Consider the following 13,450-nt stretch of genomic DNA (forward strand, 5'->3'; position numbering starts at 1 on the left):
TTACAATCAGTATGTATAAGTAAAACTTATCACAAGTGTATCGTGTAATAAGTTATTATTATTAATTGAGAATCATTATCACTAATGAAGTGCAATTAAACTTAAACAAAAAAACTGAGAGCCTTCATCGGCCCTCAGTTTTTAAGCTTATTTCTCTGATTTTTCAGCGTCTCTTAACGGCGCTCTTTTATTGATAATATCATCTTCAAAATCTTCTTGTTGATATTGTACATAATCTTGTAGTCTGTGTTTGTTAGGCGTTAAAGTTAAGCCTAAGAATTTACGTTCTTTATTCGCATCTTTGTAGAATGAAATCATCATCATTATAACTACAAAGGAGAATGGTAACGCACTGATTATGGCAGCACTTTGAATTGCATTTAAAGCATCTGCACCATTTCCTCCACCTGCAAATAATAATACGAAAGCAATTAATGACTGAGCAATACCCCAAGTCACTTTAACAACATTTGAAGGTTCTAATGAACCAAATGTCGTTTGCATACCTAATACAAATGTTGCAGAGTCAGCAGATGTAATAAAGAATGATGCAATGAGTACTAGCGCTATCAACGATAATACAATTCCAAATGGTATTTCATTAAACGCACCAAATAATTGAGTTTCAGCTGTCATATTAAACAGTTCAGGATTTTTCTTACCAGTTTCAATACCTAGTACACCAAATACACTGAACCATACAAAACTTACTAAAGCAGGTACTAAAAGTACCCCACCAATAAATTCACGTACTGAACGACCTTTAGAAACACGCGCTATAAAGATACCTACGAATGGACTCCAACTTAACCACCAGCCCCAATAGTAAAGTGTCCAGCTAGACATCCATTCACGTTTTTGTGGGTTTTGAGCCGCTGTATCAAAAGTATTAAATAGGAATGAATTTAATAAACTACCTGTTGAACTTGTCATCATATTTAATATCAACACAGTTGGTCCAATAATCAAGACTGCAATCATTAGAACTGCGCCCAAACTAATATTTAAATTACTTAAGTATTGGATACCTCTACTTAAGCCTGACCATGCACTCATTAGGAATAGAATCGTAACGATCACAATAATGATTGCTTGTACCCAAATAGTATTTGGTACACCAAATAGGTAATTCAAACCACCATTGATTTGTAATGCACCCATACCTAATGAAACAGCAACACCGACAACTGTAGCAAATACTGCTAACACGTCAATGATTGTTCCAATTGGACCTTCTACTTTATTGCCTAAGATAGGGCGTAACGTTCTTGAGATAAGTCCTGGTTCTCCTTTTCTAAACTGTGCGTAAGCAAGTGCTAATGCAACGACACCGTAAATAGACCACGCATGGAATCCCCAATGGAAGAATGTAGAACGTAATGCTTCAGTATATGCTGCAGTAGTTTTAGGTTCCGCATTTGGCGGTGCAGCAAAATCTGCCATAGGTTCAGCAGCACCGTAGAACACAAGTCCTATACCCATACCAGCACTGAATAGCATCGCAAACCAAGATATAGTATTAAACTCCGGTTTATCATTTGGTTTACCGAGCTTTAATTTTCCAATAGGGCTAAAAATTAGGAAAATACAGAAGAAAACAATAAACGTTGTAAGAATTAAGTAATACCAACCCAATTTATCAGTAATCCATAGTTTGATTGTGTTCGTAACAGTGTCAAATTGTTCTGGAACAATTGCCCCGATTAAAACAACTATACCAACAATAATCGCACTATAAATAAATACTGGGGATATCTTCTTACCGTTTGGTTGATTTTCAGAAGAATTCACAATTAATTACTCCCTTTCATATTTATATTAAATTTTTAAATCTAAATAGAAAATTTGAAAAAACAAATTTATTTCTATTTTTTAGTTTTACCATTCATAAGAATAACAAACATCTATGTTAATATCAAATTCACTTTTAAAAAGTATTTTCTTAATTTAATAAATATTGTATAATAACATTTATATTAAAAAAATTTAATTAAGAGAGGTTATTAATATGCTACAAGAATTTAAAGATTTTGCATTAAAAGGGAATGTCTTAGATTTAGCAGTAGCTGTAGTTATGGGTGCAGCTTTCAACAAAATTGTAACAGCTTTGGTTTCATATATTATCATGCCATTAATCGGTTTAATATTTGGTACCGTTGATTTTGCCAAAAGTTGGTCCTTCATGGGTATCAAATATGGTATGTTTGTACAATCGATTATAGACTTTATTATTATTGCATTTGCATTATTTATATTTGTTAAAATTGCAAATACATTAATTAAACAAGAAGAAGAAGAAATTGAAGAAAACACAGTATTATTAACAGAAATTCGTGATTTATTACGTGAGAAACAATAAGCAGCAAGCAACAAATACATTATTTAGTTATCTCATATTAGCGTAAGCGATGAGGATAGACCCGTAAATGAATTTTGAACATTCATTTACGGGTCTATTTTTGTCTATAATTCCTAATTTTGTTTTCTTAGACTCATCAGACTGTGCAATCTAACTCTTTTAGATAGGCTAGTATTTGCGGAAACTTTGTCCTAAATATTCAGTTGAGCGTTACTTGTGTTAACTATTTACTATAAAATCAATACACAACCATATTATTATTAAATCTTAAAATTTAAATCGACGTATCATCATTGTTACTATGCTTATTTCAATGGACAAAGTAATCAAATATACATCACCTATTCATTTAAATGCTTATAGCTTTAAGATTAAAAAACAGTGAATTTACTTTATCAAAAAGTAATTCACTGTTTTTTTGTTTTTATTGTTTTATAAAGTTTGTTGTACTTTGGTATTGCTCAGTTTGTACTTCTAAAATAAGCGGAATACGTTGTTTTAGTTCGCTAACATGAGAAATAATTCCAACCATTCTTCCAGAAGATTTTAAACTAAGTAGTGTATCCAAAGCAGTTTCCAGCGTTTCCTGATCTAAGGTACCAAATCCTTCGTCTATGAACATAGAATCTAATGCAATCCCACCAGATTCTTGTTGCACCACTTCACTCAAACCTAATGCCAGCGCTAAAGAAGCTTGGAAGGTTTCCCCTCCCGATAACGAGGTGATATGTCTCTTTTTATTAGAGTGAGAATCAAATACATCTATTTCCAAACCACTATACCCTTTTGAAGTTTGTTCCCTTCTAACTAATTGATACCTTTCACCCGTCATCAATGATAAGCGCTGGTTCGCATGAGCAAGTATTCGTTCTAAATAATATATTAAAACAAAATTTTCCAAAGTTAATTTTTGTTCATTTTTTCCAGATAATACTTCTGCTAATTGAAAAACTTCTTGTTGTTCTTGTAACTCTTTTTCTAAATGATTTATAACAGCATAAATATTATCGATTTTCTTATTGTTAAATTCAAGTTTATAATTATGTTGACTTAACATCGATTTAGCTTGATCTAGTTGTACTTTTTCTTGTTCATAATCTTTTTTTAATTGAGAAATATCATGTAATTCTTGGTTATTAATTTCTGCTTCTAGCTGATTAATGATAATTTCAAATTGTTGTTTCTCTTGATTGAACTTATTTATTTCCGCTTCTATTTTTACTTTATTAGGAATTTCATTAATGGTGTGTTCTACATCTTTCAATGATGTAAAGCCTATCCTATTCATTTCATGATCAATTTTTTGATTTGCTTCTTTAATATCCTTTTGCAAACTCTTTATAGTATTTTCTAGATGTGTTTTATTATTCATTTCAAGTGACAGTTCGTTATTATATTTTTGAACTTGCTGTACTAACCATTCATATTGCTTTTGATATTCATTTACTTCCTCTAATGATTTATCATAAGCCGTAATAAACTTATTCACATCTTTATATTGTGTGGTATTTTCAAAGTCATTAATCATCAGTGTGCTTTCATCTAATTTGAATTGTTTTGTTTTTAAATCCAATTCTAACTCATGTGATTTTTGCCTTAAATTTAAAATTTTCTCTTTAAGGTTTCTAATTTCTTCATTTTCCTCTTCTATTAATCCTTTTTCTTTCAAAAGGTTATCCTTAGTTAATTCAAGCTCTGTATAGTTAATTTTTTCTAACTCATCTAAATTAAATCTATGTAATTGTTCTAAGATGTGCTGTAATTCACTATCATATTTGATTTTTTGTTCTTTTAACTTTAATCGTTGTTGTTCAATATTATTGAGTTGGTCATGTCTTTTTGTAAGTTCATCAAAATCAATATGATGTTCAATTTCATGAATCTCATTCCCACAAAGTGGGCATTTGTCACCTTTAGAAAGCACTGATTGTAATTTAATAATCATATCTTGTTTATTGTTTAAATCTATATTTGTTTTATCAATAGCTTTATATTTATCATCTAATGCATTTATTTCAGATTTAATATGTTCATTTTTCGCTGTTATGTCAGTTTGTCGCTTTTGCAACGCTTGATATTCTTTTTTATTTAACTCATTTTGTTTTTTAGTTTTAATTTCACTATCCAACTGATGTATTTTTTCATTAAGTTGTTCATTTCTTTTATAATCTGGCTCTCTGTCATTTAATTTTTCAATATATTGATTAAGTTGTTGCTTTTGTTTTTCGTACTGTGATTTAAACTCACCGTATGTGTTTTTTAAATTTTCAATTTGCTGGTATAGCTCTTTATATTTATCAATTTTTTTATAAAATATTTTACAATTTTCTATAAATGTTTTCGATTTATCTATTGTCTCAGATAAGTCTTTATGTTTTGCTAATTGTTTCTCACAATTTTCTAATTGCTCCTGTAAATTTGATATGCTTGTTATTGTTTTTGCATTATCTTTTTCTATCTCTTTATGCTTATTTAAAAGTTTTTCTTTTGAGTCAAGTAAATTGGAGAGCGGTCTTACCTCATTGATTTCATTTAATAATTTTATTTGATTTTTTATATAATTTTGATTGGATAACAATGCTTCTTGCTTTTGTTTATTTTCTTCGAGACTTGTCATTGCATCTTGAAGTTTCAAATTACGATTTAATAAATTTTCAGCTTGCTCAAATTTTTCGATACTTCTTTTTTTAGCTGTTAATAAATCATTTTGAATAGATTCGCCTAAACTTTTGAATTGTGGTATTAATGCTTTGATTTTATCAGTTTGTCTTGAATTTACTTCTTTATACTCATTTAATAAGGTCTCATCAAAAGTATCTAAATCCATCCAATCCGTTTCAAGTGTATGATAACGCTTTTCAATATTCGCCCTTACTTCTTTAACATCATCATTTAACAATTTTTGTATTTCTTCAAATCTTTGACTATTAAACAATGTTCTTAATATTTCCTGTTTTTCTATGCTTTTAGATAATAAGAAACGTTTAAATTCACCCTGAGGAAGGATAAATAATTGTCTAAACTGTTCTGAATTAACACCAAGTAACGTTCTAATAAATTGATTTCCAGCATTCACTTTACTTTCACGTAATTCAAATGTATCTTCAAGTTGATAAATTGAAAGTTGTCCAAGTGTTTTATTTTTATTTCCTTCTTTTACAAATGCGCCTTGTCGATTAATTTTATAAATACTATCTCTCAATTTAAACTCGAATTCAACGACCATTGGTGATTTACCGTCTGCAAAGTGACTACGTAAATCTCCTTCATTCCTATCTTTTGTCGATGCTTCACCAAATAAAGCAAATACAATTGCATCAAATATCATTGTTTTTCCTGAACCCGTTTTTCCACTAATTAAAAACAATTGATCATTATTTACTTGTTGAAAATCAATGGTTTCGTCTAAAAATGGGCCGAAATTTGTTAATTTTAATGTTAAAGGTCTCATTTATTCTGATCTCCTTCAAGTAAATGATTTAATACTTTACCAATTTTATTATTTTGAATGCTTGTTAATGATTGATCCGTCATATTCTCAAAAAATTTATTAATGATTGTTGTATCATCTAATTTTTGTATTTCTATATTTTCATGATGTAACGGAGTATTAAATTCAAAAGAACTATTGGTAAGCGCCAACGTGTTTGGGTATATTTGTTTCAAATGCATCATAGGATCACTAACATGTGACATATGTTTTAACTTGAAATGTAAATAGTTGTTTTTATCTTTTATGCTTAATTTTTCTTGAATAGCGTCTTCATAATCCCCTTCAATTACTTCTAATTGTCTTAAGGGCATTAATGGCCTAAATATACTTTTCAATTTATGATCTATCATTTCAATCACTCTATAACCTTTAGGTTGTGTAGTTTCTGAAAAAGAGTATTGTAATAAAGAACCACTATAATGAATAAAATCTGAATCTATACTAAATGGATGATGTAAATGGCCGAGTAACACTGCATCAAATTGCTGAAATGAATGTTCTGTAACTGATTCAACAGTGCCAATCGTCAATGCTCTCTCAGATTCAGTGCGTATACCACCTTGAACTGTGAGGTGGCCTATTAGTATATTGACTTTATTTGGATTAATATTCTGTGCCATAAATTCTATTGATTTACTCACGGCTTGTTGATGTGTTTCTATCTTTTTATCATTAAAGAAATAACTTGTTTCATTCACTGTAGAAAATGGTAATGTATAAAAATCAATATTTCCAATGGTAATAGGATCACACATATCTTCAAGTGAGGTTCTGATATAAAGTTGAGATTTTTCAAACCACTTTGAGCCATAATTTAACCGTTCTTTACTATCATGATTTCCACTTATCATCACCAACGGAATGTTCATTTCTAAATTTAATGTATTAATTGTATTTTCCAATAACTGTATTGCAGCTTTATTGGGATAACTAGTATCATATAAATCACCTGCAATTACGATTACATCTGGTTTTTCGTCGCCCATTTTTTTAATAAATTGATCTAATATATGTGCTTGGTCTTCTAGCAATGATTTTCCGTTCAAAATCCGCCCTAAATGCCAATCAGCTGTATGTACAATTTTCATTCTATCACTCCTAATAGAACATCCGTTCGATTTTATGATATAATACTCCTACTTAATACTCAAGTAATTTTTCAAAATATAAAAGAGGCTACTTAAATTCCATGATTTTTAAGGAAATTTAGTAGCCCTTTAGTATTAAGCATATTCAATTACTCTAATATAATTATTACTTCATTCGCTTATTTAATTAATGTTTTCTTAACTTTTTTATATTGATATAACATAGCCAATCTCCAAGGTACAATCATACAAAAAGCAAGTAAGAAAAACATGCCACCAATTTCACCTGGATCTATTTTATTACTTATAAATATTTTCATAATTGTTCTGATTAACAACAGTGAAATTAAGATAATAGGAAAAGCTTTAGACCGCTTCATGTATACTTCGCTACCGGATGTTTCAAATCGAGAAGTCCAAATTAATATCGTCGAGAAAAGAACACCTAATACGATGCACTCTATTATTTCCATACCCGTTAATCTGAAATAAGGTACCACATACATTAATGCACCTGTTGCCATAAAAAATGGCGGTAAAATAATTTTCTTTTCATTTACTGGATATTGCTGCGCTTTCATTCTTACAACGATTACCCCAATACCCATTAAAAAAGCTACAACTATAGAAAAAACTAAATATAACATGCTTACACCTTCTTTATGTTACTGGCTTAATCTCCACCTCAAATAGTATATCATTTTACTATTTAACATTCAGTAATTTTAATATGTTTTCATTTGGACTGTATAGCATGTTATTTAGCCTTATCTGTATATTTCAAAAATTCAATTATGTATAGGTGATCTATAGTATCAAAAGATTAATGTCAACGTCGGGAGGTATTGATAGAAAATTACTCAAAATAAAATAAGCCTTGTTTCAGACTTATCTTATTCATTGCTATTTAAATAGCGCGTGTTGTGTCACAAGCTGACAATGCATTTTCTAAAGTATATCTAAGATAATTCATATCATGAATTTGCATCGCGTTGTGATATTCTTTGAAAGCTTCATCAGTAGAAAAGTTAATATGCATATTTGCTAATCGATCTAAAACTTCTTTGTCTTCCATGTCATAAGCACTCTTCACTTATTAATACCTCCCTTATATATACAAATTATAACAAATATGATTTTACAATCAAATATTTACTGAATATTTAAAAAATAAATTACATTCACTATCACTTTAATTATTTTAATGCGCATTTAAAAAACCTAATCCGTCTATAAAATTTCGAAACATTAAAGTATGATTTGCAAATGACAAAAATTGAGTAGCATCACATTTATATGACCGAACCAGGATTATATTCTCATTTTTTAAATATAATAGGTATTTGTTCAAATCAAAAAAGCTGACGATTTACTAGTAGGTAGTAATCATCAGCTTTTCACAAGACATTATTTCTTCTTCTTGAATGCGTCGTCTTGATTTTTATTCATCATTGTCATCATTTGATTTATTTTCTTTTGAGATGGTTTTTGACCCATTTGCATCATCATCATTCGTAGCATTTCTTCATTAATTGGTGGGTTCTTTTTCAGATAATCCATCATATATTTTCTCGCAAGGAAAAATCCACCGACTAGTCCTAGAATTAGTGCTAACACGATTAATAAAATTGCTAACCAAGTTGCCATTGTTTCACCCACTTTCCTATCCTAATGCATTTTACTAAAATAACCACTCCTTTTCAAGAGTGACTCAATTAATTTATATTTCCAACCTTATGTATTATATCAATTATAATTTCAGTTTGTAAATATAATCCAATCTTTATTTATAATTAAAAATTGGTATGAGAACAAAAGCTCTCATACCAAAAATGTTACCTATCTTTTTATCTTAATAATTAGAACGTTTGAATTTGATTTAAGACATTTTCTTTAGTGAAACCATATTTTTCAACTACTAAATCACCAGGCGCACTTGCACCAAATCCATCAATACCAATCACTTTACCTTCAGTACCAACATATTTATGCCAACCTAATGATGATGCCATTTCAATAGCAACACGTTTTGTAATTGAAGAAGGTAAGATAGATGCTTTATATTCATCGGATTGTTGATCGAATGCATTCCAGTTAGGCATTGATACAACACGTACACCTTTACCTTGTCCTTCTAAATCTTTAGCAGCTTCAATAGCTAAATTAACTTCTGAACCTGTAGCTAATAGTAAGTACTCTGGATCTTTATCTGATTCAAACACTACATAAGCACCTTTACGCACACCTTCTTCAACAGTTTCTTTAGGTAAGTCCATTGTTGTTAGGTTTTGACGTGTCAATACTAAAGATGTAGGTGTATTTTCTGATTCCATTGCTACTTCCCAAGCTACACGTGTTTCATTACCGTCTGCTGGACGAATAACATTCATGTTTGGAATTGCACGTAAACCAGATAATTGTTCGATTGGTTCATGTGTAGGGCCATCTTCACCAACTGCAATTGAATCATGCGTGAAAATAAATGTTGAATTTAATCCCATGATTGCTGATAAACGAAGTGCTGGTTTTAAATAGTCACTAAACACGAAGAAAGTTGCACCATATGGATGTAAACCACCGTGAGCAGCCATACCATTTACAGCAGCACCCATTGCAAATTCACGTACACCAAACCAGATATTTTTACCTTCAGGTGTATCTTTATCAAAGTCAACCGCATCTTTAACGTTTGATTTGTTTGAACCTGCTAAGTCAGCTGAACCACCAAAGAATGAAGGTACTGTTTTACTTAGTGCTTGTATTACTTCACCAGAGTCTGCACGTGAAGCACCACTATGGCCAGCTTCAAATTCTGGCAATTCATTTGAGTAGTTCGTTGGTAATTTACCACTGATTGCCAATTTGAATTCTTCAGCTAATTCTGGATATTTTTCACTGTATGTTTCAACAAGTTTATTCCAGTTTTCTTCTTTTTCATTAGCACGTTTTAACATTGTTTGTTGGAAAATTTCATATACTTCATCTGGTACGTTAAAGCGTTTTTCAGGATCCAAACCATAGTTTTCTAATGCTAATTTTCTTTCTTCTTCACCTAATGGAGCACCGTGTACGCCATGAGAAGCTTGTTTATTAGGCGCGCCGTAACCAATGATTGTTTTCACTTCAATGATTGTTGGTACATCTGAAGTTTTAGCTTCTTTAATAGCATTATCAATAGCATCTATATCATTACCATCTTTAACTAAAATGTGTTTCCAACCATATGATTCAAAACGCGTTTTAACATCTTCAGAAAATGCTTTGTTTAAATCTCCATCTAAAGAAATGTCATTTGAGTCATATAATACAATAAGTTTATCTAATTGTGTATGACCAGCTAATGATGCTGCTTCATGTGAAATACCTTCCATTAAATCTCCATCAGATGCTATTACGTAAGTATGGTGATCTATTACATTAGCATCTTCTTTATTAAACTTACCAGCAAGATGTTTTTCAGCCAATGCCATACCTACAGACATAGCAAAACCTTGTCCTAATGGGCCAGTTGTTACCTCAACACCATCAGTATGTCTAAACTCTGGATGGCCTGGAGTTTTTGAACCCCATTGTCTAAATTGTTTTAATTCATCTAATTCTAAACTACCTGAAACGTGTAATAAACTGTATAGCAATGCAGAACCATGGCCTGCAGACAATACAAAACGATCTCTATCGAAGAAATCTTTTGATTGGGGGTTGAAATTTAAGTGGCGTGTCCATAATGTATATGCCATTGGAGCTGCGCCCATTGGTAATCCAGGGTGACCTGAGTTTGCTTGCTCAACAGCATCGATACTTAAGGCTCTTATCGTATCTATCGCTAATTGATCTTTTTCTTTATTCATCTAAATGACTTCCTTTCTTATAGCAAGTTTCATTACTATTATACCTTATTTAGTAATTATTTAACAAAAAATTGATTTAGTTATTATCTTTTTTATCTTTAGAATCTAATATTTTTTTCACCTTTTCAGGCGTTACATCATTGCCTTCTGGATCAATAACTCTCGTACTTTCAATTTGTTTTTTAAAGCTTTGTCGGAAAGAATCTAAATATGCTTTTCTTAATTTCGATTGTTCTTTCGATTCAGATTCAGTCAATCCTTGTTCTTTTTTCTTTTTTGCTAACTCATTTATACGCTTAATATCTACGGCATCATTTTTCGCCATAATAAACCTCCGTAATTCATAATATAGAAAATATAACAAAAAAATAAGCGAAACTAAATAGTTACGCTTATATTACCATTCTACTAAATAAATTCACTTTCACAATACAGTTGGCTTAATATTTTATTTGGCTTTTGCTAAAAATTGATTGAGTGTCCGTTCGCTTTTTTCATCTGAATTCATTTGATACTGTTCGTCTTTTGTAGAAATATTTGTGATTTGATGATCTGTCATTTCGTACGTTTGTTCTGATTTTGTATTATAATAAGCACTTAATATAAATACAGTACTTAAAATCATTGTAACTAGTAATACTGTAATATAAGGTTTAATTTGATATATATATAGTTTAAACATATAAGTCACTCCTAGAACGTTTGTTTGTACTTAAACTTTATCAGAACATCTGTTCTCTGTCAACACGAAAACGAACAAACGTTTGTAAACATAAACAATACATGCTATAATAAAAACAAATTAACGTAGGGAGTGCCTATTATGAGAGAATTAACTAAGCGACAAAATGAGATTTTTGAGTATATTAAACAGACTGTTCATTCAAAGGGTTATCCACCAAGTGTTCGGGAAATTGGTGAAGCTGTTGGTTTAGCATCTAGCTCAACTGTGCATGGACATCTATCCAGATTAGAAGAAAAGGGTTATATAAAAAGAGATCCAACTAAACCACGTGCAATTGAAATTGTTACCGAACAATTAGGGGAAACCGTGAATATGGAATCTACAATTCACGTGCCAGTCATTGGTAAAGTCACAGCAGGTATACCTATTACTGCTGTTGAAAATGTTGAAGAGTATTTTCCGTTACCCGAGCATTTCACTTCAACGCATAACAGCGATATTTTCATCTTAAATGTTGTTGGTGATAGCATGATTGAAGCGGGAATATTAGATGGAGATAAAGTTATCGTAAGAAGCCAAACTATTGCTGAAAATGGTGATATTATTGTAGCAATGACTGAGGACAATGAAGCTACAGTCAAACGTTTTTACAAAGAAAAAACACGATACCGTTTACAGCCGGAAAATAGTACAATGTCGCCAATCTATTTAGATCAAGTTGCTGTTTTAGGTAAAGTTGTCGGCCTGTTTAGAGAAATTTAATTTTATAGATAAAGACACTCTCAATTAAAATAAGAGGCTACGCTTATAGCGTAGCCTCTTATTTATTGTCATTTTTTTCTAAGACATCTTTCACTTTTTCTAGTATATCTTCTGTTTGATCTTTTTTATTTGTTGTCATAATACCTCATCCTCACAGAATATAGATACCCTTTTCAACAATGCATAAACACTATCCCGTATAATTTTCAGTCCAATAAGGTTGTTTATGTTCATTAAAATCAACGCCGACACCTAAAGTATTAAATTCTTTTTTAAGAATATTTTTTCTATGACCTAAAGAGTTCATTAATCCTTGATGAGCATAAATGCTACTTGGTTGACCATAAGCTAAATTCTCGCCAGCTGCATTAAAATCATGTCCATCTTGTTCTAATCTATCAAATGGTGAATCCCCAGATTGATTATTATGGTCAAAATAATTATTCTCCGCCATATCATTACTGTGTTTGCGTGCTGTATCAGAGATAGTTTCAGAATAATCTAATGTATTTAACCCATGTTGTACTCTTTCAGCATTGACCAAATCAAAATTTTGAAGTTCAAAACTTTTTGCTAAATTACGCGAAGGCGTTGCATATTGATTTTGAAGTCTATTCTCCATTTTTTCACTTACTAATAGTAGCGCAGTGAGATTATTGTCATTATGCTTATCATAAAAAGCTGTCGTGTAAATATTGTCTTTTTTAAAATTATCAAATTCATTATCGCGAACGTCTATACTCAAATGACCTTTACGTTTTGTAGTTATCGGATCACCTAATCGTTCTCTAACTATATCTTTAGGAGTACTATATTTAATTTTAGATTTTGAAGAAATAACATTTTGATTACTGTATAATCCGTTCACTTTACCTTTAATATAACTTACCATAATAAAGCTTCTATAATTCTCCGAATAATACGCATACCATTGTGTACCATATTCATTTGCAGTAACGCGTTTTGCTTTACCTAGTTTTCTTTCAACTTCAGTCTTCGACATATTCATTTGAATATTATTCAAAGCAAATTCTTGCTCATCAGGTACTTTCAAAGCATTTTGAGTTTGTGACTGTTCAGATGATGACCAACTATCTACTTTTGCTTTAAATTGTTGTTGCAAATTTTCTAAAGGTGTAAATTCTTTGATTGGAACAATTAAAACAATACAAAGAAGTACAATTACATATAATAAAAATCGTTTAATTTTTTACA

Annotated in this window: 12 protein-coding genes; 2 read left to right on the forward strand and 10 right to left on the reverse strand. The window is 30.6% G+C overall.

All coding sequences use genetic code 11. The annotated features are described in order from the left end of the window. Positions 1–147: 147 nt before the first annotated feature. Positions 148–1,791, reverse strand: a complete 1,644-nt coding sequence (locus KA856_RS07610; RefSeq protein WP_432578136.1) for a BCCT family transporter — start codon at positions 1,789–1,791, stop codon at positions 148–150. A gap of 217 nt (positions 1,792–2,008) precedes the next feature. Here KA856_RS07610 and mscL point away from each other — a divergent pair, with 217 nt between their 5' ends. After that, complete coding sequence (gene mscL / locus KA856_RS07615) at positions 2,009–2,359, forward strand: large conductance mechanosensitive channel protein MscL (protein WP_107384942.1); 351 nt, start codon at positions 2,009–2,011, stop codon at positions 2,357–2,359. A 424-nt stretch (positions 2,360–2,783) separates the two neighbouring features. On the opposite strand, the gene sbcC is transcribed toward mscL, so the two are convergent. From sbcC to sosA, 8 genes are all read right to left on the reverse strand, one after another. Continuing rightward, positions 2,784–5,810, reverse strand: a complete 3,027-nt coding sequence (gene sbcC, locus KA856_RS07620) for an exonuclease subunit SbcC (RefSeq protein WP_107524316.1) — start codon at positions 5,808–5,810, stop codon at positions 2,784–2,786. Next, positions 5,807–6,940: an exonuclease subunit SbcD gene (sbcD, locus tag KA856_RS07625; protein WP_119536028.1), complete on the reverse strand. Its 1,134-nt coding sequence runs from the start codon at positions 6,938–6,940 to the stop codon at positions 5,807–5,809. Before sbcD ends, sbcC begins: the two co-directional genes overlap by 4 nt. Before the next feature lie 179 nt (positions 6,941–7,119). Further along, on the reverse strand, positions 7,120–7,587 hold the full coding sequence (locus KA856_RS07630; protein WP_107384945.1) for a CcdC family protein: 468 nt from the start codon (positions 7,585–7,587) through the stop codon (positions 7,120–7,122). Between the two features lie 260 nt (positions 7,588–7,847). Beyond that, a complete protein-coding gene (locus KA856_RS07635) occupies positions 7,848–8,033 on the reverse strand; it encodes a hypothetical protein (protein WP_019467985.1) in 186 nt (61 codons plus the stop codon). Between the two features lie 314 nt (positions 8,034–8,347). Next, entirely contained in the window at positions 8,348–8,587 is a 240-nt protein-coding gene (locus KA856_RS07640) for a YneF family protein (protein ID WP_019467986.1), read from the reverse strand. Between the two features lie 212 nt (positions 8,588–8,799). Further along, complete coding sequence (tkt, locus tag KA856_RS07645) at positions 8,800–10,788, reverse strand: transketolase (protein WP_107384946.1); 1,989 nt, start codon at positions 10,786–10,788, stop codon at positions 8,800–8,802. Positions 10,789–10,864: 76 nt separating this feature from the next. Continuing rightward, on the reverse strand, positions 10,865–11,113 hold the full coding sequence (locus KA856_RS07650; protein ID WP_019467988.1) for a DUF896 domain-containing protein: 249 nt from the start codon (positions 11,111–11,113) through the stop codon (positions 10,865–10,867). Between the two features lie 123 nt (positions 11,114–11,236). After that, the gene (gene sosA, locus KA856_RS07655; protein ID WP_107386448.1) at positions 11,237–11,470 is read right to left on the reverse strand and encodes a DNA damage-induced cell division inhibitor SosA; all 234 of its coding nucleotides are present in this window, start codon (positions 11,468–11,470) and stop codon (positions 11,237–11,239) included. Between the two features lie 141 nt (positions 11,471–11,611). Here sosA and lexA point away from each other — a divergent pair, with 141 nt between their 5' ends. After that, entirely contained in the window at positions 11,612–12,235 is a 624-nt protein-coding gene (lexA, locus tag KA856_RS07660; RefSeq protein WP_019467990.1) for a transcriptional repressor LexA, read from the forward strand. Positions 12,236–12,425: 190 nt separating this feature from the next. Here the strand turns inward: lexA and KA856_RS07665 are convergent, their stop codons facing one another. Further along, on the reverse strand, positions 12,426–13,442 hold the full coding sequence (locus KA856_RS07665) for a CAP domain-containing protein (RefSeq protein ID WP_107386449.1): 1,017 nt from the start codon (positions 13,440–13,442) through the stop codon (positions 12,426–12,428). Positions 13,443–13,450: the final 8 nt, after the last annotated feature.

Origin of the sequence: Staphylococcus sp. GDB9P120P (assembly GCF_017893435.1) — a bacterium.
Taxonomy (GTDB): Bacteria; Bacillota; Bacilli; order Staphylococcales; family Staphylococcaceae; genus Staphylococcus; species Staphylococcus cohnii.

Bases quoted from the DNA above. Each gene is read 5' to 3' on its own strand.
- mscL (WP_107384942.1), top strand. From the start codon at position 2,009: ATGCTACAAGAATTTAAAGATTTTGCATTAAAAGGGAATGTCTTAGAT.
- sbcC (WP_107524316.1), bottom strand. From the start codon at position 5,810: ATGAGACCTTTAACATTAAAATTAACAAATTTCGGCCCATTTTTAGAC.
- sbcD (WP_119536028.1), bottom strand. From the start codon at position 6,940: ATGAAAATTGTACATACAGCTGATTGGCATTTAGGGCGGATTTTGAAC.
- KA856_RS07630 (WP_107384945.1), bottom strand. From the start codon at position 7,587: ATGTTATATTTAGTTTTTTCTATAGTTGTAGCTTTTTTAATGGGTATT.
- KA856_RS07640 (WP_019467986.1), bottom strand. From the start codon at position 8,587: ATGGCAACTTGGTTAGCAATTTTATTAATCGTGTTAGCACTAATTCTA.
- tkt (WP_107384946.1), bottom strand. From the start codon at position 10,788: ATGAATAAAGAAAAAGATCAATTAGCGATAGATACGATAAGAGCCTTA.
- KA856_RS07650 (WP_019467988.1), bottom strand. From the start codon at position 11,113: ATGGCGAAAAATGATGCCGTAGATATTAAGCGTATAAATGAGTTAGCA.
- sosA (WP_107386448.1), bottom strand. From the start codon at position 11,470: ATGTTTAAACTATATATATATCAAATTAAACCTTATATTACAGTATTA.
- lexA (WP_019467990.1), top strand. From the start codon at position 11,612: ATGAGAGAATTAACTAAGCGACAAAATGAGATTTTTGAGTATATTAAA.